Source organism: Pseudomonas sp. 2822-17, assembly GCF_002742485.1.
GTDB classification, from domain to species: domain Bacteria; phylum Pseudomonadota; class Gammaproteobacteria; order Pseudomonadales; family Pseudomonadaceae; genus Aquipseudomonas; species Aquipseudomonas cyclaminis.
In genome coordinates this window covers 740,844-767,156 of sequence record NZ_LJRZ01000500.1, presented here as the reverse complement: position 1 = coordinate 767,156, position 26,313 = coordinate 740,844, and the positions used below count along the sequence as shown (strand labels likewise).

Genomic DNA, 26,313 nt, shown 5'->3' with positions numbered 1-26,313 from the left:
GGTCAGACGGTCAAATTACAAAATGGAACATCTTTTACGCCGCCTGCACCTGATTACGCCCCGCCGCCTTGGCCCGATACAGCGCCTCATCCGCACGCTTGAGCGCCAGGTCACTGCGCTCACCCGGCTGGAACTGCGCCACCCCCATGGATACCGTGATGGTCACCGGCTCGCCTTTGAAGTGGAACGGGCATGCCTCAATGGCGGCACGCAGCACTTCACCCACGCCCAAGGCGTCCGACAGGGATGAATCAGGCATCAGCAACACAAACTCTTCACCGCCAAACCGCGCGATAAAGTCGTTGGGCCGCAGGCGCTTGCGCAGCACATTGGCGATGATCTTCAACACCTTGTCGCCGGCCAGGTGGCCGTAGCCATCGTTGATACGCTTGAAGTGGTCAAGATCCAGCATCGCCAGCGACAGGCTATTGCCGTGCTGGTGCCAGGCATTGACCTCCTGATCAAGGCGTTCGCTCCAGGCGGCGCGGTTGGGCAAGCCGGTGAGCGGATCGATCAGGGCTTTCTGGCGCTGCACCTCAAGGTGCTCACGATAGCCCTGGGCTTCCTGCTCCATATTGGCAACCCGCTCGGCCAGCCCTTTCAAGCGCGCCGTGACTTCCTGCTCACGCTGGTCACGCTGCTGCTGGTGCTCGTCCATGGTGCCGAGCAAACCTTCAAGATGGCTTTCCAGCACGTGCTTGAGGCTGTCCAGATCCGCAGCTTCCTGCACGCTGCTTTGCAGGCCGTCGACCTGCTCGCGAATCTGCGTGTCCAGCTCCCTGGCGGCGGAGTGGCTGTCAGCATGGCCGTCACTGGCCACCTGCAGATGGCCCTGGAAGGCTTCGAGACGCTCGTTGAGCTGTTTCAGGTAGGCCTCGAACTCGTGCTGGCCGCTGTCGGTGATCGCCAGCATCAGCACCGCCAGGTCATCAAGGATCGGCAGCAGTTCGTACCAGTTCAACCCGTGGGCCAGGCGCTCGCGCATGGCTTCGGCTTGTGGCTGATGGCGCTCGGGCAGGGACAGCTCTTCCAGCAGGCCGAGCAGGGTGTCTTCAATATGCTTGGCCACGGAGCTGTAGGACGGCTCGGGTGAGTCCGGTAGAGAATAGGGGCCGTCCGACTGCAGCTCGTCGGGGTCCGGCTCTTCGGTCTCCAGCACAGGCGGGAGCGAGAGGCTGCCGATGACGGTCTCCTCCGGCGTCTCTACCGCAACCGGTGGTGTCTCGATAAAGGCGGCGAGAGCACTTTCGGTAGCGGGCTCTTGATCCTGTGGCACTGGCTCATCTGGAGCTGACGCTTGGGCCACAGGCGCAGCCTCTTCGGCCCGCTGCGCAGGCGCCTCATACACGAAGGTTTCACTGGTGGCCTTGGCAGGCTCGGGCTGAGCAGCCAGCGGTTCCTGAGACGGTGGCGCAAAGGCCCGCAAGGCTTGCGTCAGTTCCTCGGATTCTTCGGGCTCCTGAGGCTCAGCGCAGGGCTTGGATACAACGGGCGGCGGCGATGGGCTGGCAACGGGCTCGCCGGCTACCGCTTCGCTCGTGGCCTCCTTGGCCCCAAACAAACGCTGCAACAAACCTGGCCCAGGACGCGTGGTCTCACCGTCCGGCTCCAGGTTATTCAGCGCCTGCCCTTGCAAGCCGCTCAACTCGCTGAGCAACAGAGGAATCTCACGGGCCTGGCTGACGCGGCCGTCCAACTGCTTGGCAAAGGTCTTCAGCGGACGTGCCACCTCACGGGGCAACGGCAGCTTTTGCAATTGCGTGACCAGCGACGTCAGCGCGGTGCTGATCTGATCGACACGGGTTTCGCGGCGTTGCTCCGAGTCCAGCACGGCCTTTTCCAGGCGCGGCAGCAAGGCGGCGAGGGCGGCGTCCATGTCGTCGGTGCGCACCACATCGCGCATTTCCTTCATGCATTGGTCAACGGCGCGGTCGGTACCCTCCGCCGCCAGCGTGCTGCGCACCAGCCCACGGCGCAGCAGGTCGAGACGGGCAGCCCAACGGCGTTCGAGCTTTTCTTGTTGCTCGATGCTTAACAGGTATTTTTCTTTCCAGCGCTGGGCGTCGTCGCTCATGCAAGGGGTCCGCTGGTGCCTGGGCTCAATGCGGGTAACGCATCAGCCGTGAGCGAACCCGGCAGACGAATCTCTACCGCGACCGGCAGGTGATCGGAAATCGGCTGCGCCAGCACCTGCACACGTTCCAGTGTGAGGCTCGGGCTGAGCAGAATATGGTCAAGACAGCGCTGCGGGCGCCAACTGGGAAACGTGGCCTCGACTTGCGGCGCCAGCAGCCCGAGGTCGCGCAACGGGGAATTCTGCAGCAGGTCGTTGGCGTGGGTGTTCATATCCCCCATCAGTACCTGGTGCTTGTATTTGCCAATCAACTCGCGCACGTAAGCCAACTGCAGGTTGCGCGTGCGCCCGCCAAGTGCCAGGTGCATCATCACCACCACCAAGGCTTCAGGTCCTTCGCCAAAACGCACGAGGATCGCGCCACGCCCCTTGGGGCCCGGCAACGGATGGTCTTCGATCGCAGTTGGTTTCAAGCGGCTGAGCACACCATTGCTGTGCTGCGCCAGGCGCCCCAAGTTGCGATTGAGTTGCTGATACCAGTAGGGGAAAGCACCAAGGTGGGCCAGATGCTCCACCTGATTGATGTAGCCCGAGCGTATGCTGCCGCCGTCGGCTTCCTGCAGGGCGACCAGGTCGAAATCATTCAGCAGGTCGCCGATCTTCTGCAGGTTACCGGCCCGCCCGTTGTGGGGCAGCAAGTGCTGCCAGCCACGGGTGAGGTAGTGCCGGTACTTCTCGGTACTGTTACCCACCTGGATATTGAAACTGAGCAGGCGCAGACGATTGTCTGCCGGCAAGCCTGTCGATTCCAGATGATGTTCATTGACCTGCGGGTCATGCAGGCCAACGACACGTTCGGTGGTACCCCAGCGGCGCATGGGAAGCCCCTTACTTGGCTGCGCGCTCTTTGGCGATCAGCTGGTCGGCAACGTTGAGGGTATTTTCAGGACCGCCAGTGGTGCCCAGGTCGAAACGGTACTTGCCGTTGACGATCATGGTCGGCACGCCTTGCACGCCGTACTTCTGCGCCAGCTCCTTGGCCTGTTTGATCTGGCCCTGGATGGCGAACGAATTGAAGGTGGCCAGGAACTTGTCCTTGTCGACACCTTGGGTCGCAACGAAGTCAGCCATTTCGTCTGGCTTGGTCAGGCGCTTGCCTTCTTTCTGGATCGCATTGAATACCGCGTTGTGGACCTTGTGCTCCACACCCATGGCTTCGAGGGTCAGGAACAGTTGGCCGTGGGCATCCCATGGGCCGCCGAACATGGCCGGGATGCGCTTGAAGTTCACGTCTTTCGGCAGTTTTTCAACCCATGGGTTGATGGTTGGCTCAAACGCGTAGCAATGCGGGCAGCCGTACCAGAACAGCTCTACCACTTCGATCTTGCCCGGCACCGAGACAAGCACTGGGTTGGTCAATTCAACGTAGGTTTTACCGGCTTCAAGCGGCACGTCGGCAGCTTGCGCGGTTATGCCGAAGAGGCTGGCAGTGACGAGAGCGGCGCTGAGGATCAGATTACGCATGCTTTACTCCTGGACAAATAAAGTCGCCTCACGCGACCTTTAGGTGTGACAGGTCTACGCGGGCATGAGTTCGTTAGTGTAACGGCACCGGCCACAAAAAAGGGCGGCCTGGGCCACCCTTTTTATGCTTGCATCGCGCGATTAATCGAGCGTTAACGTTGAAGGCGCTTAGTGCAGGCCCTGGATGTAACTGGACAGGGCTGCGATGTCTTCGTCGCTCAGCTTGCGGGCGATGGTGCGCATGATCATTGCGTCGCCATCGTTTGCCCGGCCGCCTTCTTCCTTGCGGAAATCCGTCAGTTGCTTGGCAATGTATTGAGCGTGCTGGCCACTCAAGTGTGGAAAGGCCGCAGCCTCAAGACCAGCGCCATTCGGTGAGTGGCAGCCGGTGCAGGCAGGAAGACCTTTATCCAGATTGCCACCGCGGAACAGCTTCTCGCCGCGGGCAACCAACTTGGGATCGGCAGCTCCCACACTGCCTTTCTGCTTGGCAAAATACGCCGCAATGTCTGCCAGGTCCTGATCGCTGGAGTTCGCCAGCAGGCCGGTCATTTCCAGCACCGTTCGCTTGCCGTCCTTGATGTCGTGCAGTTGTTTGGTCAGGTAGCGTTCACCCTGGCCCGCCAGTTTGGGGAAGTTCGGCGCCGGGCTGTTGCCATCCGGCCCGTGGCAAGCACCACATACGGCGGCTTTCGCCTGACCGGCAGCGGCATCACCTTTAAGGGGGCCCTCTGCAGCGACGGCAGCGCCAGTGATGCCCATGGTCAACAGCAGACTCACGATCAGTTTGTTCATCAGCTAATCCAACTACGGCTAAGGGTTTAAGAGTTATCTACCGGGTTTACTCACCGCCAACTCAATGACGGCCTGGTAATCCTCAGTACTGCAGTCCATGCACAAACCACGCGGCGGCATTGCCTTGAAACCCTGGGTCACGTGTTGCATCAGCGTAGCCACGCAAACTCGGTTGTACAGCGCTTCCGGTTCCTGTGTAGCCTGAGCGCCTTAAAGCGGCATCAGGGCACCAAAAGCGAGCAACCATCAGGTCATACATCGACCTTTTCAGGGTTTGAGAGCGTTTTGCGTTCTAATGCGCAATAAAGGTCTTTCGCTCCCGTGTACCTCATCCTTCGCTGGGACAAAGCACACACAAAATCTGCGGCATTATATACTGGCGCTACTGAAACGGAAACGACACCGCTTGCCGCACCCTTTCTCGGCACCGCCCACATCGGAAATCTCATGCAACTCAAGAATCCCATCCTCGGCCTGTGCCAACAGTCCACCTTCATGCTCAGCGCCGCCAAAGTGGACCAATGCCCCGATGACGAGGGCTTTGAAGTCGCCTTTGCCGGCCGTTCCAACGCCGGTAAGTCCAGCGCGCTGAATACCCTGACCCACGCCAGCCTCGCGCGCACCTCTAAAACTCCGGGTCGCACGCAACTGCTCAATTTCTTCAAGCTAGACGATGATCGGCGTCTGGTCGACCTGCCCGGCTACGGTTATGCAAAAGTACCTATCCCGCTGAAGCTGCACTGGCAGCGTCACCTTGAGGCTTACCTGGGTGGCCGGGAGAGTTTGAAGGGATTGATTCTGATGATGGACATCCGTCATCCAATGACCGATTTCGACCTGCTAATGCTCGACTGGGCCGTCGCCAGCGGCATGCCGATGCATATCCTGCTGACCAAGGCCGACAAGCTGACCTACGGCGCCGCCAAGAACACGCTGCTCAAAGTGCAGTCAGAAATCCGCAAGGGTTGGGGCGATGCGATCACCATCCAGCTGTTCTCGGCGCCTAAGCGCATGGGCCTGGAAGACGCCTACACCGTGCTGGCCGGCTGGATGGAATTGGCCGACAAGGGCGCGGAAATCGCGGAGTAACTTTCGCGATTCACTTTCTTGGGGGCAAAAAAAACCCCGGACTTCGTATGGGGAGGGGAAGTTCGGGGTTCAAGTACTGGACCGCTAGGGCGGGGTCCAGATATCTGCCAACACTTAACACAACATAGGAGCATTGAAGGGCTTCACCACCCATTCAGTAACTCTGAGTAGCAGTTCACGGGTTAAGTTCCGACAGGATCAAAAAACTATTGGAAATAACCCACGGCGACTTCTGAACTAAAGCACTCTGCCACCACCGTCGGCGGTGGCAAATGCCCGATATCAGTGGGCTTCGTCCCAATTATCGCCCACGCCCACGTCGACAACCAACGGCACATCCAACTGTGCTGCCGCGCTCATGTGTTCGCGAATCTTCTCGCTGACTTGCGCGACCAGATCCTCTCGCACCTCCAGCACCAATTCGTCGTGTACCTGCAGGATCACCTTGGCATCCAGGCCCGAGTCGGTCAGCCAGTTGTCCACCAGCACCATGGCTTTCTTGATGATGTCCGCCGCAGTGCCCTGCATCGGCGCGTTGATCGCCGTGCGTTCTGCGGCTGCGCGCTCCTGAGGCTTATTGGAATTGATATCCGGCAGATACAGCCGGCGACCGAAGAAGGTTTCTACATAACCTTGGTCGGCAGCCTGGGCGCGGGTGCGCTCCATGTACTCGCGAACGCCAGGGTAGCGGGCAAAGTACACGTCGATATAGGCCTTGGCCGTCTTGGTATCGACGCCGATGTCCTTGCCGAGTTTTTGCGCGCCCATGCCGTAGATCAGGCCGAAGTTGATCGCCTTGGCGCTGCGACGCTGATTAGACGTGACCTCAGTCAATTCAACCTTAAACACCTCGGCCGCCGTGGCGGTGTGCACGTCCAGATCGTTGCGGAACGCATTCATCAAGCCCTCGTCCTTGGACAAGTGCGCCATGATCCGCAGCTCGATCTGCGAATAGTCCGCCGCCAGCAGTTTGTAGCCCTTTGGCGCCACGAATGCCTGACGAATCCGCCGCCCTTCGGCGGTACGCACAGGGATGTTCTGCAGGTTCGGGTCACTGGAAGACAAGCGCCCGGTCGCCGCCACGGCCTGGTGATAAGAGGTGTGAACCCGCCCGGTGCGCGGGTTGATCTGCTCGGGCAGGCGGTCGGTGTAGGTGCTTTTCAGCTTGCTCATGCTGCGGTACTGCATCAGTACCTTGGGCAGCGGGTAATCATCTTCGGCCAGCTTGGCCAGCACTTCTTCGGCAGTAGACGCCTGCCCCTTGCCCGTCTTCTTCAGTACCGGCAGGCCCAGCTTTTCATAGAGAATCGCCCCGAGCTGCTTGGGCGAGCCCAGGTTGAATTCCTCACCGGCGATCTCGAATGCCTGGCGCTCCAGCTCTACCATCTTGTTGCCCAACTCGATGCTCTGAACGCCAAGCAACTGGGCATCCACCAAGGCGCCCTGGCGTTCGATACGCGCCAGCACCGGCACCAGAGGGATTTCGATGTCCGTCAGCACACTGGCCAGGCTCGGGATAGCAGCCAACTGCGCGTGCAGCGCCTGGTGCAACCGCAAGGTCACATCCGCATCCTCGGCCGCATAGGGGCCGGCCTGCTCAAGCGCGATCTGGTCGAACGTCAGCTGCTTGGCGCCTTTGCCGGCGATGTCCTGGAAGCTGACGGTGTCGTGGTCCAGGTACTTCTTGGCCAGACTGTCCATATCATGGCGCGTCGCGGTGGAGTTCAACACGTAGGATTCAAGCATTGTGTCGAAGGCGATGCCGCGCACAGTGATGCCATTTGCCGGATCGCCGCCGATGGCGCAGTTGGCCAGGATGTTCATGTCGAACTTGGCGTGCTGGCCGACCTTCAGCTTGGCCGGATCTTCCAGTAACGGCTTCAACGCCAGCAGTACGGCGTCACGATCAAGCTGTTCCGGCGCACCGATGTAGGAGTGGGTCAGCGGAATATAGGCCGCCTCATGAGGCTGCACGGCGAAGGAAACACCAACCAACTGCGCCTGCTGGGCGTCGATTCCGGTGGTTTCGGTGTCGAACGCGAACAACTTCGCGTCGTTGAGCTTCTTCAGCCACAGATCGAACGTGGCTTGGTCGAGAATCGTGGTGTAGGACGTTTCTACCGGCGCTGCGAGCTCAACGGCTGCCTCAACAACGGGCGCCGCCTTCAGCTCAACTCGCTTGGCATCGCGCTGGATCTCATCAATCCAGCTCTTGAACTCCAGCAGCGTGTACAGCTCCAGCAGCTTCTCGCGGTCCGGTTCAATCAGGTGCAAATCGCTCAGGCCTACGTCCAATGGCACATCGATCTTGATCGTCGCCAACTGGTACGAAAGGAACGCCATCTCCCGGTGCTCTTCAAGCTTGGCAGGCAGCGTCTTGGCGCCGCGGATCGGCAGGGTCGGCACAATATCCAACTGTTCATAAAGCTCTTTGAGGCCGCCATTCACACCCACCAGCAAGCCGGAAGCGGTCTTGGGACCGATGCCCGGAACGCCTGGAATGTTGTCGGATGAATCACCCATCAATGCCAGATAGTCGATGATCTGCTCCGGAGCGACGCCAAATTTCTCCTTTACGCCGTCCACGTCCATGGCGCTACCGGTCATGGTGTTGACCAAGGTAATGTGCCCGTCGACCAGTTGCGCCATGTCCTTGTCGCCGGTGGAGATCACCACCGGACGGTCAGCGGCCGCGCTGCTGCGGGCCAGGGTGCCGATCACGTCATCGGCCTCGACGCCTTCGACGCACAGCAACGGAAAGCCCAGGGCGATCACACTCTGGTGCAGGGGCTCGATCTGCACGCGCATGTCATCGGGCATGCTTGGGCGGTTGGCCTTGTATTCGGCGTACATGTCATCGCGAAAAGTCCCGCCCTTGGCGTCGAATACCACGGCGAACGGGCTGTCCGGGTACTGTTTGCGCAGGCTTTTGAGCATGTTCAACACGCCCTTGACCGCACCGGTCGGCAGGCCTTTGGAAGTGGTCAGCGGTGGCAGCGCGTGGAAGGCGCGGTACAGGTAAGAAGAACCGTCCACCAGGACGAGGGGCGCTTGGCTCATGAGCAGGATCAACCTTTTCGGCGGGTCAGGCGCTAGAATAGCCGGACCAATGAAAACAAAGGGACAAGGTTATCATGCGTACATTCAATCGCCTGCTGTTGACTGGCTTGATTGCACTCGCTCCGATGGCTGCCTTGGCGGCAGACAATGCGCCTTCGGGCGATCCGGAAGTGACCATTCGCACGGAAGGCGACAAGACCATCCAGGAATACCGCCAAAATGGTTTCCTGTACGCCATCAAGGTCACCCCGAAGGGGGCTCCACCGTATTTCCTGGTGCGTGCGGACGGAACCGACGCGAACTTCATCCGCTCTGACCAGCCGGATATGCTGATCCCGTCATGGAAGATCTTCGAATGGAAATGATTTCTTAATTTCAATTGGCGCCGCACCCTGCGGCGCCCGTACTGGCAGTTTTAACCATGTCTGTGTTCACCCCCCTGGCTCGGCCCGAGCTGGAAACCTTTCTCGCCCCTTACGGGCTCGGCCGCCTGCTTGATTTCCAGGGGATCGCCGCTGGTAGCGAAAACACCAATTTCTTTATCAGCCTGGAACAGGGCGAGTTCGTGCTGACCCTGGTTGAGCGCGGCCCTGTCGCCGAGATGCCGTTCTTCATCGAGCTGCTCGACGTGCTCCACGACGCCGACCTGCCCGTGCCTTACGCCCTGCGCACCACCGACGGTCTGGCATTGCGCGAACTCAAAGGCAAACCGGCGCTGCTGCAACCGCGCCTGGCCGGCAAGCACATCAAGGAAGCCAACGCGCAACATTGCGCCCAGGTGGGGGAGTTGCTTGGCCACCTGCACCTGGCGACCCAAGGCGAAAAGGTGCTGGAGCGCAAGACCGATCGCGGCCTGGACTGGATGCTCAGCGAAGGCGCGCAGTTGATTTCGCACCTGAATGACGCACAGCAGCGCCTGCTGCAAGATGCATTGGATGAGATCGCGGCGCACAAAGCGCACATCCTCGCCCTGCCACGCGCCAACGTCCACGCCGACTTATTCCGTGATAACGCGATGTTCGAAGGCACTCACCTGACGGGCCTGATCGACTTCTACAACGCCTGCTCGGGCCCGATGCTCTACGACGTGGCCATCGCCCTGAATGACTGGTGTTCGGATGCCGATGGCGTCATCGACGGGCAACGCGCTCGTGCATTGTTGGGCGCTTACGCTGGACTGCGGCCGTTTACCGCGAAGGAAGCCGAGTTGTGGCCGACGATGCTGCGCGTGGCATGCGTGCGGTTCTGGCTGTCACGCCTGATTGCCGCAGAGTCGTTTGCCGGACAGGATGTGCTGATTCATGACCCTGCGGAGTTTGAGCATCGGCTGGCGCAACGCCAACAGGTCACTGTCCAACTGCCGTTCGCGCTCTAAAAATGTGGAGGGGCTTGCCCCCTCCCACATTTGATCTGCGCTGTGGGTTACAGCGATTCCAGGCACCCAGCCAAATCATTCCCCAGCTTATCCAGCACCTGCTCATAACCCTGAGCTGTCGCCGGGGTGTACCCGCCCAACGCATCCAATTCCGCCAGCTTCACCGGCAGCCCAGCCACCAGCGTCTCGGCCAAACGCGGGCGCAACGGCGGCTCGCTGAACACACACGTCTTGCCCACTTCCTGCAATCGCGTGCGCATTGCCGCCACATGCTGGGCGCCTGGCTGCACTTCGGCCGCGACGCTGAATACACCCGCGTGCTTCAAGCCGTAAGCTTCTTCGAAGTAATCAAAGGCTTCATGGAACACGAAGTAAGGCTTGCCAGCGATGCCCGCCATACGCTTTTTCAGTCGGGCATCCAACGCGTCCAATCGACCCTCGAAGGCTCGTGCGTTGCTCTGATAACGCTCCGCATTCTGCGGGTCGACTGCGCTCAGGTCCGCGGCCATGCGCGCCGCGATCACCCGCGCATTCACCGTGGACAACCACAAATGCGCATCCAGACTGCCTGGGCGGTGATCGTGGTCATGTTCGTCGGCATCGTCGGCGTGGGAATGGCTATCTTCGCCGAAACGACGCAATTTCATTCCCGGAAGATCTTGCACCGCTACCGTGGTCGCTGTGCGACCTTTCAGCACGCGAGGCAGAAAACTCTCCATATCCGGCCCGATCCAATACAGCAGATCCACCGACTGCACACGCCGTACGTCGGATGGGCGCAACGCGAAGTTATGCGGCGATGCACCGGGCGGCAACAGCACCTCCGGAACAGCCACACCGTCCTGCACAGCCGTGGCAATCAGTTGCAGTGGCTTGATGCTGGTGAGTACCCGGACCTCGGCCTGAACTGGGCCTGTGATAAACAAACTGGTGATAAAAACGACAAAAACGGGAAAAAGTCGGGACACGATGACCACTCAATGGCGTAGGAACGGGTAACATAATAACGTCTCTATCAAATGTCTGTCGCCGCTCATGCCTAAAACACCGCTTGCCAGCCGTCCCCACGACCACTCTCACTGCGTGCACACTGCGCTGTCGGAAGCCGACACTCTCTGTGCGCAGAAGGGCCTGCGCCTTACCGCCTTGCGTCGCCGGGTGCTGGAACTGGTGTGGCAGAGCCATAAGCCGCTGGGCGCCTACGACATCCTGGGCGTGCTCAGCGAGCAGGACGGCCGCCGCGCCGCGCCGCCCACCGTGTACCGCGCGCTGGATTTCCTGCTGGAAAACGGCCTGGTGCACCGCATCGCCTCGCTCAACGCCTTTGTTGGCTGCAACCACCCGGAACACGCGCACCAGGGCCAGTTCCTGATCTGCCGCGAGTGCCACGCCGCCATCGAGCTTGAACAAAAAAGCATCAGTGACGCGATTATCAAAAGCTCCGCCGACGTCGGGTTCAAGGTCGAGGGGCAAACGGTCGAAGTGGTCGGCCTGTGCTCGGGCTGCCAGGGGGCTTGATGAGCAACGCGTTAATCCGCCTGGAGCAGGTTGGGGTCACGTTCGCCGGGCAAAATGTGCTGGATAACATCGCACTGAGCGTGGAGCCGGGGCAGATCGTTACCCTGATCGGCCCGAATGGCGCTGGCAAGACCACCTTGGTGCGTGCCGTGCTTGGCCTGCTCAAGCCCGACACCGGCAGCGTGTGGCGCAAGCCCAAGCTGCGCGTCGGCTACATGCCGCAGAAACTGCACGTCGATCCAACCTTGCCGCTCTCCGTGCTGCGCTTCCTGCGCCTGGTGCCCGGCGTAGATCGCGTCCGCGCACAAGCTGCACTCAAGGAAGTCGGTGCCGAACAGGTGATCGACAGCCCCGTGCAAAGCATCTCCGGCGGCGAAATGCAGCGCGTGCTGCTGGCCCGCGCCCTGTTGCGCGAGCCTGAGCTGCTGGTGCTGGATGAGCCCGTACAGGGCGTTGATGTCGCCGGCCAAGCCGAGCTGTACAGCCTGATCACCCGCCTGCGCGACCGCCATGGCTGCGGCGTGCTGATGGTCTCCCATGATCTGCACTTGGTGATGAGCACCACCGACCAGGTGGTATGCCTCAACCGCCACGTGTGCTGTTCCGGCCACCCGGAACAGGTCAGCGGCGACCCGGCGTTCGTCGAGTTGTTCGGCAAGAACGCCCAGAGCCTGGCGATCTACCACCACCATCACGACCACGCCCATGATCTGCATGGCGCAGTCGTGGACGATAGCGCGACGCCCCACACCCACGTTCATGGAGATGGCTGCAAGCATGGCTGATTTTCTGCTTTACGCCCTGCTGGCAGGATTGGCTCTGGCGCTGGTGGCAGGCCCACTGGGCTCGTTCGTGGTCTGGCGGCGCATGGCGTATTTTGGCGACACCTTGTCCCACGCCGCGTTGCTGGGCGTGGCCATGGGCTTCTTGCTGGATGTGAGCCCGACCATCGCCGTGACTGTAGGCTGCCTGCTGCTGGCGGTACTGCTGGTGACCCTGCAACAGCGCCAGCCACTGGCCTCGGACACCCTGCTGGGCATCCTTGCGCCGAGCACGCTGTCCCTGGGCCTGGTAGTACTGAGCTTCATGCATGAAGTGCGCATCGACCTGATGGCCTATCTGTTCGGCGATCTGTTGGCCATCAGCCCCACCGATCTTGCCTGGATCCTCGGCGGCAGTGCAGCCGTGCTGGTGCTGCTGGTTGCCCTGTGGCGCCCGCTGCTGGCAATCACGGTGCACGAAGAATTGGCCAGGGTCGAAGGCCTGCCCGTGTCGGGGTTGCGCATGGCCCTGATGCTGTTGATCGCCGTGGTGATCGCTGTCGCGATGAAGATTGTCGGCGTATTGTTGATCACGTCGCTGCTGATCATTCCCGCTGCCGCCGCCCAACGCCACGCCCGCTCACCCGAGCAGATGGCAATTGGCGCCAGCCTGCTGGGGATGCTGGCAGTGTGCGGGGGCTTGGCGCTGTCCTGGTTCAAGGACACGCCGGCTGGGCCGTCGATTGTGGTCGCGGCGGCCGCCCTGTTTCTGCTGAGTTTTGTCCTGCCCCGTCGAGGGGTGTAGACTTGCTCGCTTTTTGCGCAAATAGAGAGTCGCAGGAATGAAGCTGTTCACCTCCCGTTATCTGCTCCTTGCCGCATTTTCCCTGCTGCTGGGCGCCTGTCAAAGCACACCGCCCGCCGCCCCCGAGGCCACGGACCCGCGTGCTGCCGCCATCGCGCAGCTGGAGCAAAACCTCGCCAGCAGCGAGCTTGCCACTGCCGAAGACCAGTTGGCCACGCTACAGGCCCAGTCGCCCAACGACCCGACGCTGGAGCCTTACCAGCGCCAATTGGCCGAAGCCTACCTGCAGCGCAGCCAGATCGTGCTGCAAAAAGGTGACGTCAACGCCGCCGCCACCGCCCTGAGCCGCGCCCGCGCGCTGATGCCCAAGGCACCGGCCCTGACCGGCGGCGTCAACAGCGCCATCACCCACGCCCGCAAGGTCGAACTGGATAAAGCCGAAGAGGCCCTCAAAGCCGCCGAAGCCAAACCCGCCGCCAAGGTCATCGACCCGGCAGCGCCCAGCACCACGGTGGCCTTGAACCTCACCAATATCGAAGAGCTGCGCCATCAGTTGGACGCAATCGCCACCGACGTGGTGAATTACCAGTGTGACGTGAGCATCCAGGCGCCGCGCACCGAAGATTACCCGTGGTTGGCCACGCTGCTGACCAAACGGGTGAAGCGCATTGATTCGGCGTATGAACTGAAGATTCACCGGCAGATTCTGAAGAACATTCCGGCGCAGGTGGTTTTGATTCCGCGCAAGGCGGAGTGAAGCCATCGGGGGCAAGTCGAATCGTCGCACCCCCCTCCCACAATTGAACTGTGAATACATTCAAATGTGGGAGGGGGCTTGCCCCCGATAGCAATCTAACAACCAACCAAAAACTTAAGCCGGAATAGCTTTAGCCTTCGGCTCACGATCCCAAACCCGATGCTGGGCAATCGCGGCAAAAAACGCCTTGAACGCTTTTGCATCCGAGCCAACGATCAGCCCCGCATCCGCTTCAAGCTTGAGCTGGTCCAACAACGGCTTCACATCACTGGCGACAGCAATCGCCTTCAAATGCTTGTACGCCTCCAGCAGGTAGTGCAACGCCACGCCATCTCCGCTCAACGCCTTGACCGAGTCTTTACCACCCGGCACGAACACCGCGTCAAAGGCCACCGACGGCAACCCTTCCATGGAAGCATCCACCGGCAGTTGCTTGCCATCCGCCGTGGTCACCGGTGCCGATGTCGGCCCCAGGACCTTGGCCTGCGCGCCTTCAGCTTCCAGCGCCTTTTTCAACGCATCAATCGCCGCACCATCAACCCCGTTGGCAGCCAGGATCGCCACTTTGCGCGTCTTGATATCACCCGACAGCAAGTTGGCCTGACTCAACGCAGGAGAGCGCGCCAACGACGACTCGCGCTGCGGCACAGTGCCTTTTTTCGGCGCCGGCAAACCCAGGTTCTGCGCCACGCGCTTAGCCAGTTCCAAGTCAATATTGGCCAGAATCTCGTTAACCTGCCGCGCACGAATGAACTCACGCTCTACCTTGCCCAGCTCAAAGCTGTAGGCCGCGATGATGTGCTCCTGCTCGTGCTTGCTCATGCTGTGGAAAAACAGACGCGCCTGGGAGAAGTGATCACCGAACGACTCGCTGCGCTCACGCACTTTATGGGCATCGATGCGCTCGTGATACGACTCAAAGCCGCCGTCCTGCGCCGCAGGCGGGGTTTCTTTCGGCCAACCGCCATCAATCGAATTCGGCTCGTAGGCAGCACGGCCCTTATCAACCGTGATGCGGTGCATGGCATCGCGCTGGCCATTGTGAAACGGCGCCACCGGCCGGTTAATGGGCAGTTCGTGAAAGTTCGGGCCACCGAGTCGGCTGATCTGCGTATCGGTGTAGGAAAACAGACGACCTTGCAGCAACGGATCGTTGGAAAAGTCGATCCCCGGCACGATATGGCCTGGACAGAACGCAACCTGCTCGACCTCGGCAAAGAAGTTATCCGGGTTGCGGTTGAGCACCATCTTGCCCAGTGGCGTAATCGGCACCAGCTCTTCGGGAATCAGCTTGGTGGGGTCGAGGATGTCAAAGTCGAAGGCATGCTCCTTGTCTTCCGGAATCACCTGAACACCCAGCTCCCACTCGGGATAGTCGCCGCCTTCAATGGACTCCCACAGGTCGCGACGGTGATAGTCGGTGTCTTTACCCGCCAGCTTTTGCGCCTCATCCCACACCAGGGAGCAGGTGCCGACCGTAGGGCGCCAGTGGAACTTGACGAAATTGGACTCACCCTTCGCATTAATAAAGCGAAAGGTGTGCACGCCGAAGCCCTGCATGCTCCGTAGGCTTTTTGGAATCGCACGGTCGGACATGGCCCAGATCACCATGTGCGCCGACTCCGGCTGCAGCGAGACGAAATCCCAAAAGGTATCGTGGGCCGAGCCGCCGGTAGGAATCTCGTTGTGCGGCTCAGGTTTGACCGCGTGCACGAAGTCCGGAAACTTGATCGCGTCCTGAATGAAGAACACGGGCATGTTGTTGCCCACCAGGTCGAAGTTGCCTTCATCAGTAAAGAACTTCACCGCAAAACCGCGCACGTCACGCACCGTATCGCCGGAACCTCGCGGCCCTTGCACGGTGGAAAAGCGCACGAATACCGGGGTTTTATGCCCTGGGTCGCGTAGGAAACCAGCTTTGGTCAGCGCCGAATGGTTCTCGTAGGATTGGAAATAGCCATGGGCGCCTGTGCCGCGAGCATGCACGATGCGCTCGGGGATACGCTCATGGTCAAAGTGCGTGATTTTTTCACGCATGATGAAGTCTTCCAGCAGCGAAGGCCCGCGCGCGCCGACCTTCAAGCTGTTCTGGTTGTCGGAAATCTTCACGCCCTGGTTGGTGCGCAAGGCTTGGCCGGTGGCGTCTGAGCGAAACTGTTCCAGGCTTTGCAATTTGGCGTTGGTGTTGCCACGGTCCAGGGTGTCGGTGCCCGCAAGTTCACTCTTCGGCGGGGTGGCTGGCTTGTTGGTACTCATCAGTCAAAACTCCTTATTCAAAGTGGCCAGAGCGGTCCCCGGCTCGTTTGAGCAAAACCCCAGGCACTGCACCTGGGAAATCGAGTTGCTTTAGTAGTGACTGACGGGGTTTTGGGCCGTTCCTTTTTTATGACCTTTGATCGCGTTATTGCCAAATCACAGGTTGAATGCGAAATAAATGCTAAGAAACACTGGATGGACAGGCTAAAATGCGCGCCCGGCTAACCGCTGATCCCTTTTCAATGCGCCCCACAAGGTTCGCTACGTGATCGAGTTTCAAAACGTCCATAAAACCTACCGCGTCGCCGGTAAGGATATTCCCGCATTGCATCCCACCAGCCTGCGCGTCGAAAACGGTCAGGTGTTTGGCCTGATCGGCCACTCGGGTGCGGGCAAAAGTACATTGCTGCGCCTGATCAACCGCCTGGAAGAGCCCAGTGGCGGCCAGATCACGGTGGACGGCGAAGAAGTCACCGCGCTGGACGCCAACGGCCTGCGCCGTTTCCGTCAGCAGGTCGGGATGATCTTCCAGCACTTCAACCTCCTGGCGTCCAAGACTGTCGCTGATAACGTGGCACTGCCGCTGACCCTGGCCGGCGAACTGTCGCGCAAGGACATCGACTTGCGCGTGGCTGAACTGCTCGCCCGCGTTGGCCTGTCGGACCATGCCAGGAAGTACCCGGCGCAGTTGTCCGGCGGCCAGAAGCAGCGCGTCGGCATCGCACGTGCCCTGGCGACCAAGCCAAAGATCCTGCTGTGCGACGAAGCCACCAGCGCCCTCGACCCGCAAACCACAGCGTCGGTCCTGCAACTGCTGGCCGAGATCAACCGCGAGTTGAAACTGACCATCGTGCTGATCACCCATGAAATGGACGTGATCCGCCGCGTGTGCGACCAGGTGGCCGTGATGGACGCCGGCGTGATCGTCGAGCAAGGCTCGGTGGCGGACGTATTCCTGCACCCCAAGCACCCGACCACCAAGCGCTTTGTACAAGAAGCCGAGCAGGTCGACGAAGGCGAGCAGCGTGACGACTTCGCCCACGTACCGGGCCGCATCGTGCGTCTGACGTTCCAGGGCGACGCGACCTACGCGCCGCTGCTGGGCACCGTCGCCCGCGAAACGGGGGTGGACTACAGCATCCTCGCCGGCCGTATCGACCGCATCAAAGACATCCCCTATGGGCAACTGACCCTCGCGGTCACCGGCGGTGACATGGAAGCGGCCTTTGCCCGCTTCACCGCCGCAGACGTCCACATGGAGGTGCTGCGCTAATGGAAATGTTCCTGAGTTTCTTCGCCAATATCGATTGGTCCGAAATCTGGCTCGCCACCGGCGACACCATGATCATGCTGTTCGGCTCGCTGTTTTTCACCGTGCTGCTGGGCCTGCCGCTGGGCGTGCTGCTGTTCCTGACCAGCCCGCGCCAGCTGTTCGAGCAAAAGGGCCTGTACGCGCTGCTGTCGCTGATCGTGAATATCCTGCGTTCGCTGCCATTCATCATCCTGCTGATCGTGATGATCCCGTTCACCGTACTGATCACCGGCACCTCCCTGGGTGTGGCCGGGGCGATCCCGCCGTTGGTCGTAGGCGCTACGCCGTTCTTTGCGCGACTGGTGGAAACCGCCTTGCGTGAAGTTGATCGCGGCATTATCGAAGCCACCCAGTCCATGGGCGCCACCACCCGTCAGATCATCACCAACGCCCTGTTGCCCGAAGCACGCCCTGGCATCTTCGCGGCGATTACGGTGACGGCGATTACGCTGGTGTCCTACACGGCAATGGCCGGTGTGGTCGGTGCCGGCGGCCTGGGTGACCTGGCGATCCGTTTCGGTTACCAGCGTTTTCAGACCGATGTAATGGTGGTCACCGTGGTGATGCTGTTGATCCTGGTGCAAATTCTGCAAACCGTCGGCGACCGGCTGGTGGTGCACTTTTCTCGAAAATAACGGCCATTGCCGGTAAAAAGCCGGCACATGCCCAAACAAGGAGCTTGTTGGATGAAAAAACTACTGGTTGCTTTCGCCGCCGTTGCCGCGTTTTCCGCCCACGCCGAAACCATTACGGTCGCCGCATCGCCGGTGCCGCATGCGGAAATCCTCGAATTCGTGAAACCTGCCCTGGCCAAGGAAGGCGTGGACCTGCAGGTCAAGGTCTTCACCGACTACGTGCAGCCCAACGTACAGGTCGCGGAAAAGCGCCTGGACGCGAACTTCTTCCAGCACCAGCCGTACCTGGATGAATTCAACAAAGCCAAGGGCACTCACTTGGTGAGCGTCGGCGCGGTGCACCTGGAACCTCTGGGCGCTTACTCCAGCAAGTACAAAAAATTGGCCGACCTGCCTGACGGCGCCAACGTGGTGATCCCCAACGACGCCACCAACGGCGGCCGTGCGCTGTTGCTGCTGGCCAAGAACGGCCTGATCACCTTGAAGGACTCGACCAACATCCTGTCGACCATCAAGGACATCACCGAAAACCCGAAAAACCTGAAGTTCCGCGAACTGGAAGCCGCCACGCTGCCGCGCGTGCTGACCCAGGTCGACCTGGCGCTGATCAACACCAACTACGCCCTGGAAGCCAAGCTGGACCCGTCCAAGGACGCACTGGTCATCGAAGGCAGCGACTCGCCTTACGTGAACATCCTGGTCACCCGCGAAGACAACAAGGATTCGGATGCGGTGAAGAAACTGGTAGCCGCCCTGCACACGCCTGAAGTGAAGCAATTCATCGAAGAGAAGTACAAAGGCGCGATCAAGCCGGCGTTCTGATCTGGTTCGATCTCCAATACGCTGAAGATCAAAAATGTGGGAGGGGCGGTGCGACGATTCGACTTGCCCCCTCCCACATTTGTTTGGGGTCGCCTGTTAGTTGCGCTGCAACAACCCCGGCAACTGCGCCACCAGCTTCTGGTTGTTCAACGGCGCCCGAATAAACCCACGCTGCGTCCCGTCCGGGCCGATCAACGCCAGGTTGCCGCTGTGATCGACGGTGTAGTTCGGCTTGCTGGTATCGGCCGGAATAAACGGAATGCTCACCGCATTCGACACCTTCTGCACATCCTCCACATTCGCGCCGGTCAGGCCCACAAATTGCGGATCGAAATAGCCCAGGTACTGCTTGAGCTGAGTCGGCGTGTCGCGATGCGGGTCAACGCTGACCAGGATCACTTGCAACTTATCCACAGCCTCCTTCGGCAGTTCGCTCTTGATCTGGCGCAACTGGGCGAGGGTGGTCGGGCAGATATCCGGGCAGAAGGTGTAGCCGAAGAACAACAGGCTCCACTTACCCTTCAACTCGTTGATGACCACCGGCTGGCCGTCCTGATTGGTCATGCTCACAGGCGGCAACTGCCGGCTTTGCGGCAGCAGGATGATGCCCGCGTCGATCAGCGCGGTGGGGTCGCCCTGGCCTTTGCCGCTGAGTACTTTGTTGACGGTCAGGCCCATGATCAACGCGACGATGGCCACCAGGATGAAGACGGTTTTTTGAGTTCGAGTCATAGGTTCAACAATAAGTAGTGGTCTACGAGCAGGGCGATAAACAGCAGCAGCAAGTACCAGATAGAGTACTTGAAGGTGTTGATCGCCGCGTGCGGCCGACCGCCACGGTACAACACCCAGGCCCATTGCAGAAAGCGTGCACCCAACACCAGCGCGCACGCCAGGTACAACGGTCCGCTCATATGGATCACGTAGGGCATCAGGCTCACGGCCAGCAGGGCAAAGGTGTAGAGCAGGATATGCACCTTGGTGTAATGCTCGCCGTGGGTCACCGGCAGCATCGGAATGTCGGCCTTGGCGTATTCCTCCTTGCGATGGATGGCCAGGGCCCAGAAGTGCGGCGGGGTCCAGGCGAAGATGATCAGCACCAGCAGCAGCGGCTCGGCGCTGATGTGCCCCGTGACGGCGACCCACCCCAACAGCGGCGGCGCAGCGCCGGCCAGCCCGCCGATGACGATATTCTGCGGCGTCGCACGCTTGAGGAACCCGGTGTAGATCACGGCGTAACCGAGCAGCGAGGCCAAGGTCAGCCACGCCGCCAGGGCATTGGTGAACGCCAGCAACAGGCCCAAGCCTGCAACAGCCAGAAACAATGCAAAGGCCAGCGCTGCCATCGGCGACACCCGCCCTTGCGCCAGCGGCCGCTTGTGAGTGCGCGCCATTACCGCATCGATCCGCCGATCCACCACATGGTTGACCGCCGCCGCGCCGCCGGCACACAGGGCAATGCCCAGGTTGCCAAAAATCAGCACCGTCCATGGCACGCCGGCACGGGTCGCGAGGAACATGCCTACCAGCGAGGTGATGAGCATCAGCACCACCACTTTCGGCTTGGTCAGCTCCAGGTAATCACGCCAGATCGCCTGATCGTGACGCGCGCCGATCACGGTCGCCATGGCATCTCTCCTTTAAGGGTGATGAGCCCCGATACGTGTTTGCGCGGGATAAATCGCCAGCCGAACGGCGATTGATTGCGCACCCTGACCAGGCTGGTTCGCGCGTGGTAATTGACCAGCACCAGCGTCAGCAGCAAGCCAGCACCGCCCGCGTTATGCCCGACCGCGACCGCCAGCGGCAGGCCGAACGCTACATTGCTCACGCCCAGGCAGATTTGCGCAGCGAGGGCGATCAACAACAAGCCCGCCAGCCGCGTCATGCCCACCGCACGCAGTTGCCAGGCCAGGCCCAGCAGAACCAGGGTTACCAGCACCGCGCCGAGACGATGGGTCAGGTGAATGGCCGTGCGCGCCTCGCTGTCGAGTTGGCCGCCCAGGTAATTCGGACCGATGTGCTGGGTCAGGTGAAAGCCATTGGCAAAGTCGGCCGCCGGCCACCATTCGCCATGGCAGGTGGGCAAGTCGACACAGGCGACGGCCGCGTAGTTGGAGCTGACCCAGCCGCCGAGCGCAATCTGCCCGATCACCAACACCAACCCGGCCGTCGCCCAATATTGCAGGCGCCTGGGCACGATCAACGCGGGCAGCACGCCGGACAGGCGCAAGGTCAGCAAAAACAGCAGGCTCAAGGTGGCAAAGCCGCCCAGCAGATGGCCCGTCACCACTTGCGGCCACAGCTTGAGCGTCACCGTCCACATGCCAAATGCTGCCTGGGCAAATACCACGGCCAGCAGAAACAGCGGCAATTTGACTGGCTGGCCAGGATCACGCCGGTGACTCCACGAGCGCGCCGCCAATAACACAATCAACAGACCCAAAGTGCCAGCAAAGTAGCGATGGGTCATCTCGGCCCAGCCTTTGTCGGCCTCCACCGGCGTGTCGGGAAAATGCAACTCGGCATGGGCCAACTGGGCCTCGCTTTGCGGCACGCTGATAAAGCCGTAGCAACCGGGCCAGTCCGGGCATCCGAGGCCGGCGTGGGTCAGGCGCGTGTAGGCGCCGAGCAGCACGACGATCAGCGCCAGCAAGGTGGCAAACAACGCGAGGCGAAATCCAGGTTTGGCCATGACGATGCCCCTATCCGATATTCGACAGTTTCAGCAGGTGGCGCAGGTCGTTGAGCAGGTCCTTGCCCTTGACCCTGGCGTCGTAGCGCAGCACCAGGTTGCCGTGGGGGTCGACGATCCACAGCTGCGCATCGCCCGGCGCGGCAGCGTTTTTGGTAAAGGTCGAAACATCCAGCGCGTAACGCTGCAATTGAGGGTATTCGGCTTTCAACCTGATTTCGTAGTCGGCGCCCACCGGCTGCGCACTCGCCAAGGCATGGCTGGCGCGCGAGGCATCGCGCCCCAGGCCGATCTGCAATTGCCGGGCGAGGTACACCAGTTGCTGGCAATCGGCTGCACACGCCGTGGGCGCGGTGACCAGCAGTTGCCAGCGCTGTTCATCCGCCTGCACGCCAATGTCGGCGCGGGTCTGGCCATTGCCGATCATCTCGCCGTGATAACTGCGGCTGTCCGGCACCCAGAACTGCAGCTTGTACATAAAGGTGGCCAGCACCATCGGGCCGATCACCATCAGCAGGATCAGCAGCAGTTGCCAGCGGCCTTTGCGCCGATCGGGCAGGTCAGACATGTTGAGTCGATTCGTGGCCGCTCCCATGGGGCTTCTCCTTCTTGTTGTGCGATCCGAGGTAGAGGTAAAGAACCAGCAGCGCCAGCGCCATGGCGAACCACTGCACGGCATAAGCCAGGTGTTTCTCAGGGCCCATGGCGACCACCGGCCAAGTCGTTTGATAGGTACCAGGGCCGGCGTCAGCGCGCAGCTCATAGGCAAAACCGTTGCGGCCCAACTCCGCCCACAGCGCCGCGGGATGCAGGGCGGTGAGCAATCGCGGCCATGGCGCGCCCGCCGGGTCGGCCTGCAACTGGAAGGTTTCGCCGGGAGCGACGTACACCCAGGCATCGAGATTCAGCGGTTGTTCTGGTGTGGTGAAGGCGGGCGGGATACGCCGATCCGGCCAGGGCAGCCAGCCGCGATTGAGCAACAACCACAGGCCGCTGGCCTGGTCGTGGAAGGGTTGCAGCAACTCGACACCGGCCTTGCCATCGCGCATGCGGTTGTCGAGCAATACGCTGTGATCGGCGTCGAATTGACCGCGCAGATGCACACGGCGAAATGCCGGATCTGTGGAGTCGTTGAGTTGGGCGCTGCTCATCTGCGCCGCCACGCGGCGCTCGGCGTAACTGTCGAGCAAGCGTTGCTTTTCATGCCCGCGTGACAGCTGCCAGAACCCCAAGCCCACCATCAACGGCAGCAGCAGCAACACCACCACTGTCGGCGCAATACCGGGACGAAACTGTTTTATGGCGCTGGCTATACTTGTTTTCATTGCCCGCAGCTCTTCTTCAATGTCCAGGAGCCCGACCATGCTCAAAGCAGCCATTGCCCTGATGCTGATCGCAACTGTCGTGAGCCTGTTCAGTGGCTTGTTCTTTCTGGTGAAGGACGAGGGCAACTCCAATCGCCTCGTCACTGCCTTGACCGTGCGTGTCGTACTGGCCGTGATCACCCTGGCGCTGATCACCTGGGGATTTTTCAGCAGCCAGTTGGTTTCCCACGCGCCGTGGTAAGAAGCCTCACAGCACGTAAACGAAGAAAAACAGCCCGATCCACACCACATCCACAAAGTGCCAATACCAACTGGCCGCCTCGAAACCAAACTGATGCTCGGCGTTGAAGTGCCCACGCAGGACGCGCATCAGCATCACAAACAAAATGATCGTGCCGATGGTCACGTGGGCGCCGTGGAAACCGGTGAGCATAAAGAACGTCGCGCCATATACACCGGAGCCCAGCGTCAGGCCCAGCTCTTTATAGGCATGGATGTACTCCTCGGCCTGGAACCCGAGAAATGCCAGGCCCAGCAGCACGGTGAGCGCCAACCAGATCTTCAGCGCGCCGCGATGGCCTTTGCGCAGTGCGTGGTGAGCGATGGTAATGGTCACGCTGGAACTCACCAGCAGGATGGTGTTGACCAGCGGCAACCCCCACGGGCTGATGGTGCCCTCGGGGGCGGGGTAGAGTTTTGGGTCAGGATTGTTCAGCAACGGCCAGGCAAATTCGAAATTTGGCCACAGCATATGCGCGACGCCCTTCGAGCCTTCACCGGCCAGCCAGGGCGCGGACATGTGCCGCACATAAAACAGCGCACCGAAGAACGCGATAAAGAACATCACTTCGGAAAAGATGAACCAACTCATGCCCCAGCGAAACGAGCGGTCCATCTGCGGGCTGTACAAACCGGCGCGGCTTTCCTTGATCACCGCACCAAACCAGCCGAACAACATGTAGGCGAGTAGCAGCCCGCCGACGAAAAAGATCCACGGGCCGTGGGATTCCGGGCGCGCCGCCTTGAGATCGTTGAACCACACACCTAGGCCATACACCGTGATCAGCAGTCCAAACGTGGCAATTATCGGCCATTTGCTCTGCGCCGGTACGTAGTACGTATCATGATTCGACATGTATTCACTCTCCCGATTGAGGGGGCAAACAGTAGCTAGCCGCCGGTGTGGGCAGCCACGGGCGGTTGGCGCGCAGTGATATCAAACAGCGTGTACGCCAGGGTCAAATGCTTCACATCCTTGGGCATGTCGCGATCGACAATAAAGCGCACCGGCATCTCGATACGCTCGCCTGGCTGCAACACCTGCTGGGTGAAGCAAAAACATTCGGTCTTGTGGAAATACATCGCCGCTTCGGCCGGGGAAATGCTCGGTACGGCCTGAGCAGTCATCGGCTTGTCGGTGGGGTTGTGGGCCACGAACAGCATCTCGGTCACGGCGCCGGGGTTGACCACCACCTCGTCGGCCTTGGCGTAGAAGTCCCAGACCATGTCGATAGCGTTGGTGGATAAGAACTGCACGCGCACCTGACGTGTCGGGTCCACCACTTGCGAACCCTCGTACTGCCCGGCGGTCTTGCCGTTGATGCCGAACGCCTTGCACATCACGTCGTAGATCGGCACCAGGGCAAAGCCGAAGGCGAACATCGCCACCACCAGGATCAGCAGCCGGGTGACGAGGCGCTTGAGGGGCACGGAGTCAGCCATGGCGACCACCTAAGCCGAACTCGGTCAAGGTGGGAGGAGGCTTGCCTCCGATTGCGATTTCACAGCCAATGAAGATGTAGGCCGATACACCGCCATCGGGGGCAAGCCCCCTCCCACATTGACGGTGTTCACACCGAAAAAAGGTGTTCATTTGACCTCCGGCGGCGTGGTGAAGGTGTGGTACGGCGCCGGCGAAGGCACGCTCCACTCCAGGCCTTCAGCCCCATCCCACGGCTTGGCTGGCGCCGGTGGGCCGCCACGGATGCACTTGATCACGATGAACAAAAAGAAGATCTGCGTGGCACCAAACATAAACGCGCCAATCGACGAGACCATGTTGAAATCGGCGAACTGCAGGTTGTAGTCCGGCACCCGACGCGGCATGCCCGCCAGCCCCACAAAGTGCATCGGGAAGAACGCCATGTTCATGCCCACGAAAGACAGCCAGAAGTGCAGCTTGCCCAGGGTTTCGTCGTACATGTGGCCGGTCCATTTCGGCAGCCAGTAGTAGGCCGATGCGAAGATGCCAAAGATCGCGCCGGGCACCAGTACGTAATGGAAGTGCGCTACCACGAAGTAGGTGTCGTGGTACTGGAAGTCCGCCGGGGCAATCGCCAGCATCAACCCGGAGAAGCCGCCGATGGTGAACAGGATCACGAAGGCCACCGCAAACAGCATCGGCGTCTCGAACGTCAACGAGCCTTGCCACATGGTGCTGACCCAGTTGAACACCTTCACACCGGTCGGCACAGCGATCAGCAGCGTGGCGTACATGAAGAACAACTCGCCCACCAGCGGGATGCCGACCACGAACATGTGGTGCGCCCACACGATAAACGACAGGAACGCGATGCTCGCCGTGGCATAGACCATCGAGGTGTAGCCGAACAGCGGCTTGCGCGAGAAGGTCGGGATGATCGAGCTGACGGCGCCGAAGGCCGGCAGGATCATGATGTACACCTCGGGGTGGCCGAAGAACCAGAACACATGCTGGAACAACACCGGGTCACCGCCACCGGCGGCACTGAAGAAGCTGGTGCCGAAGTGGATGTCCATCAGCATCATGGTCACGCAGCCCGCCAGCACCGGCATCACGGCGATCAGCAGGAACGCGGTGATCAGCCAGGTCCACACGAACAGCGGCATTTTCATCAGGGTCATGCCGGGCGCACGCAGATTGAGGATGGTGGCGACCACATTGATCGCGCCCATGATCGAACTGATGCCCATCAGGTGGATGGCAAAGATAAAGAACGTCACGCTTTCCGGCGCGTAGGTGGTGGAGAGCGGGGCGTAGAAGGTCCAGCCGAAGTTCGGCCCGCCGCCGGGGGTGAACAGCGTCGAAACCAGCAGCAGGAACGCCGCCGGCAACAGCCAGAAACTGAAGTTGTTCATGCGCGGCAGGGCCATGTCGGGCGCGCCGATCATCAGCGGGATCATCCAGTTGGCCAGGCCGACAAACGCCGGCATCACCGCGCCAAACACCATGATCAGGCCATGCATGGTGGTCATCTGGTTGAAAAATGCCGGTTCGACGATCTGCAGGCCAGGCTGGAACAGCTCGGCCCGGATCACCATGGCGAACGAACCGCCGAGCAGGAACATCGCAAACGCAAACCACAGGTACATCGTGCCGATGTCTTTGTGGTTGGTGGTCAGCACCCAACGCATCAAGCCCTTGGCGGGGCCGTGGGCATGGTCACCGGCGTGGCCATGGTCATCGATCACAGCGCTCATGGCCGTTCTCCTGCAAACGAATGGGCGGGGCGGGGCGGGGCAAACGCAATG

26 protein-coding genes and 1 pseudogene are annotated in these 26,313 nt (G+C 60.7%); 11 read left to right on the top strand and 16 right to left on the bottom strand.

Going from position 1 to position 26,313, the window contains the following annotated elements; translation table 11 throughout:
• Nucleotides 1-34: 34 nt before the first annotated feature.
• From AOA60_RS22015 to AOA60_RS34180, 5 genes and pseudogenes are all read right to left on the bottom strand, one after another.
• Nucleotides 35-2,074, bottom strand: a complete 2,040-nt coding sequence (locus AOA60_RS22015) for a GGDEF domain-containing protein (protein WP_099586209.1) — start codon at nt 2,072-2,074, stop codon at nt 35-37.
• A complete protein-coding gene (locus AOA60_RS22010; RefSeq protein WP_099586208.1) occupies nt 2,071-2,952 on the bottom strand; it encodes an endonuclease/exonuclease/phosphatase family protein in 882 nt (293 codons plus the stop codon). Before AOA60_RS22010 ends, AOA60_RS22015 begins: the two co-directional genes overlap by 4 nt.
• Before the next feature lie 10 nt (nt 2,953-2,962).
• Nucleotides 2,963-3,598 (bottom strand): thiol:disulfide interchange protein DsbA, encoded by a 636-nt coding sequence (dsbA, locus tag AOA60_RS22005; RefSeq protein WP_099586207.1) that lies wholly within the window; start codon nt 3,596-3,598, stop codon nt 2,963-2,965.
• A 168-nt stretch (nt 3,599-3,766) separates the two neighbouring features.
• Nucleotides 3,767-4,393, bottom strand: coding sequence for a cytochrome c (locus AOA60_RS22000; protein ID WP_099586206.1), 627 nt, complete (start codon nt 4,391-4,393; stop codon nt 3,767-3,769).
• Nucleotides 4,394-4,426: 33 nt separating this feature from the next.
• A pseudogene (locus tag AOA60_RS34180) lies at nt 4,427-4,615 on the bottom strand (c-type cytochrome).
• A 225-nt stretch (nt 4,616-4,840) separates the two neighbouring features.
• Between AOA60_RS34180 and yihA the strand changes: the two are divergent.
• A complete protein-coding gene (gene yihA, locus AOA60_RS21990; protein WP_042943980.1) occupies nt 4,841-5,482 on the top strand; it encodes a ribosome biogenesis GTP-binding protein YihA/YsxC in 642 nt (213 codons plus the stop codon).
• A gap of 282 nt (nt 5,483-5,764) precedes the next feature.
• On the opposite strand, the gene polA is transcribed toward yihA, so the two are convergent.
• The gene (gene polA, locus AOA60_RS21985) at nt 5,765-8,542 is read right to left on the bottom strand and encodes a DNA polymerase I (protein WP_099586205.1); all 2,778 of its coding nucleotides are present in this window, start codon (nt 8,540-8,542) and stop codon (nt 5,765-5,767) included.
• Between the two features lie 74 nt (nt 8,543-8,616).
• Between polA and AOA60_RS21980 the strand changes: the two genes are divergently transcribed.
• Together AOA60_RS21980 and AOA60_RS21975 are read left to right on the top strand one after the other, a co-directional pair.
• Nucleotides 8,617-8,907, top strand: coding sequence for a DUF2782 domain-containing protein (locus AOA60_RS21980; protein ID WP_099586204.1), 291 nt, complete (start codon nt 8,617-8,619; stop codon nt 8,905-8,907).
• 56 nt (nt 8,908-8,963) lie between these two features.
• Nucleotides 8,964-9,917, top strand: a complete 954-nt coding sequence (locus AOA60_RS21975; RefSeq protein ID WP_099586203.1) for a homoserine kinase — start codon at nt 8,964-8,966, stop codon at nt 9,915-9,917.
• 47 nt (nt 9,918-9,964) lie between these two features.
• Here the strand turns inward: AOA60_RS21975 and AOA60_RS21970 are convergent, their stop codons facing one another.
• Entirely contained in the window at nt 9,965-10,894 is a 930-nt protein-coding gene (locus AOA60_RS21970; protein ID WP_099586202.1) for a zinc ABC transporter substrate-binding protein, read from the bottom strand.
• A 46-nt stretch (nt 10,895-10,940) separates the two neighbouring features.
• Here AOA60_RS21970 and AOA60_RS21965 point away from each other — a divergent pair, with 46 nt between their 5' ends.
• From AOA60_RS21965 to AOA60_RS21950, 4 genes are read left to right on the top strand one after another with little or no spacing between them, the layout of a single operon-like run.
• Nucleotides 10,941-11,435, top strand: coding sequence for a Fur family transcriptional regulator (locus tag AOA60_RS21965; RefSeq protein ID WP_174244849.1), 495 nt, complete (start codon nt 10,941-10,943; stop codon nt 11,433-11,435).
• On the top strand, nt 11,435-12,220 hold the full coding sequence (gene znuC / locus AOA60_RS21960) for a zinc ABC transporter ATP-binding protein ZnuC (protein WP_099586201.1): 786 nt from the start codon (nt 11,435-11,437) through the stop codon (nt 12,218-12,220). The genes AOA60_RS21965 and znuC overlap by 1 nt, the downstream gene beginning before the upstream one ends.
• Complete coding sequence (znuB, locus tag AOA60_RS21955; protein WP_099586200.1) at nt 12,213-13,001, top strand: zinc ABC transporter permease subunit ZnuB; 789 nt, start codon at nt 12,213-12,215, stop codon at nt 12,999-13,001. The genes znuC and znuB overlap by 8 nt, the downstream gene beginning before the upstream one ends.
• Nucleotides 13,002-13,038: 37 nt before the next feature.
• Entirely contained in the window at nt 13,039-13,758 is a 720-nt protein-coding gene (locus AOA60_RS21950; protein ID WP_099586199.1) for a PA5502 family lipoprotein, read from the top strand.
• A gap of 114 nt (nt 13,759-13,872) precedes the next feature.
• Here the strand turns inward: AOA60_RS21950 and katE are convergent, their stop codons facing one another.
• A complete protein-coding gene (katE, locus tag AOA60_RS21945) occupies nt 13,873-16,014 on the bottom strand; it encodes a catalase HPII (protein ID WP_099586198.1) in 2,142 nt (713 codons plus the stop codon).
• A 265-nt stretch (nt 16,015-16,279) separates the two neighbouring features.
• Between katE and AOA60_RS21940 the strand changes: the two genes are divergently transcribed.
• Genes AOA60_RS21940 through AOA60_RS21930 form a run of 3 tightly spaced genes read left to right on the top strand, consistent with a single transcriptional unit; the run spans nt 16,280 to nt 18,783 of the window.
• Nucleotides 16,280-17,287, top strand: a complete 1,008-nt coding sequence (locus tag AOA60_RS21940) for a methionine ABC transporter ATP-binding protein (RefSeq protein WP_099586197.1) — start codon at nt 16,280-16,282, stop codon at nt 17,285-17,287.
• Nucleotides 17,287-17,961, top strand: a complete 675-nt coding sequence (locus AOA60_RS21935; protein WP_099586196.1) for a methionine ABC transporter permease — start codon at nt 17,287-17,289, stop codon at nt 17,959-17,961. The genes AOA60_RS21940 and AOA60_RS21935 overlap by 1 nt, the downstream gene beginning before the upstream one ends.
• Before the next feature lie 51 nt (nt 17,962-18,012).
• Nucleotides 18,013-18,783 (top strand): MetQ/NlpA family ABC transporter substrate-binding protein, encoded by a 771-nt coding sequence (locus AOA60_RS21930; protein ID WP_099586195.1) that lies wholly within the window; start codon nt 18,013-18,015, stop codon nt 18,781-18,783.
• A gap of 96 nt (nt 18,784-18,879) precedes the next feature.
• Here AOA60_RS21930 and AOA60_RS21925 read toward each other — a convergent pair whose 3' ends face one another.
• Genes AOA60_RS21925 through AOA60_RS21905 form a run of 5 tightly spaced genes read right to left on the bottom strand, consistent with a single transcriptional unit; the run spans nt 18,880 to nt 22,803 of the window.
• Nucleotides 18,880-19,515 carry an SCO family protein gene (locus AOA60_RS21925; protein WP_099586194.1) on the bottom strand — a complete coding sequence of 212 codons (636 nt, stop codon included), beginning with the start codon at nt 19,513-19,515 and terminating at the stop codon, nt 18,880-18,882.
• Nucleotides 19,512-20,411: a heme o synthase gene (gene cyoE, locus AOA60_RS21920; RefSeq protein ID WP_099586193.1), complete on the bottom strand. Its 900-nt coding sequence runs from the start codon at nt 20,409-20,411 to the stop codon at nt 19,512-19,514. Before cyoE ends, AOA60_RS21925 begins: the two co-directional genes overlap by 4 nt.
• The gene (locus tag AOA60_RS21915) at nt 20,399-21,478 is read right to left on the bottom strand and encodes a heme A synthase (protein WP_099586192.1); all 1,080 of its coding nucleotides are present in this window, start codon (nt 21,476-21,478) and stop codon (nt 20,399-20,401) included. The genes cyoE and AOA60_RS21915 overlap by 13 nt, the downstream gene beginning before the upstream one ends.
• A gap of 10 nt (nt 21,479-21,488) precedes the next feature.
• Nucleotides 21,489-22,073 carry a hypothetical protein gene (locus AOA60_RS21910; RefSeq protein ID WP_099586191.1) on the bottom strand — a complete coding sequence of 195 codons (585 nt, stop codon included), beginning with the start codon at nt 22,071-22,073 and terminating at the stop codon, nt 21,489-21,491.
• Entirely contained in the window at nt 22,039-22,803 is a 765-nt protein-coding gene (locus AOA60_RS21905; protein ID WP_099586250.1) for an SURF1 family protein, read from the bottom strand. The genes AOA60_RS21910 and AOA60_RS21905 overlap by 35 nt, the downstream gene beginning before the upstream one ends.
• Nucleotides 22,804-22,840: 37 nt before the next feature.
• On the opposite strand from AOA60_RS21905, the gene AOA60_RS21900 reads away from it, so the two are divergent.
• The gene (locus AOA60_RS21900; RefSeq protein WP_099586190.1) at nt 22,841-23,044 is read left to right on the top strand and encodes a twin transmembrane helix small protein; all 204 of its coding nucleotides are present in this window, start codon (nt 22,841-22,843) and stop codon (nt 23,042-23,044) included.
• A gap of 6 nt (nt 23,045-23,050) precedes the next feature.
• On the opposite strand, the gene AOA60_RS21895 is transcribed toward AOA60_RS21900, so the two are convergent.
• The 3 genes from AOA60_RS21895 to ctaD all read right to left on the bottom strand — a co-directional run bounded on the left by AOA60_RS21895 (nt 23,051) and on the right by ctaD (nt 26,262).
• Nucleotides 23,051-23,938, bottom strand: a complete 888-nt coding sequence (locus AOA60_RS21895; protein WP_099586189.1) for a cytochrome c oxidase subunit 3 — start codon at nt 23,936-23,938, stop codon at nt 23,051-23,053.
• Between the two features lie 35 nt (nt 23,939-23,973).
• Nucleotides 23,974-24,525, bottom strand: a complete 552-nt coding sequence (locus AOA60_RS21890; RefSeq protein ID WP_099586188.1) for a cytochrome c oxidase assembly protein — start codon at nt 24,523-24,525, stop codon at nt 23,974-23,976.
• Nucleotides 24,526-24,672: 147 nt separating this feature from the next.
• Nucleotides 24,673-26,262 (bottom strand): cytochrome c oxidase subunit I, encoded by a 1,590-nt coding sequence (gene ctaD, locus AOA60_RS21885; RefSeq protein ID WP_099586187.1) that lies wholly within the window; start codon nt 26,260-26,262, stop codon nt 24,673-24,675.
• Between the last annotated feature and the right edge of the window lie 51 nt (nt 26,263-26,313).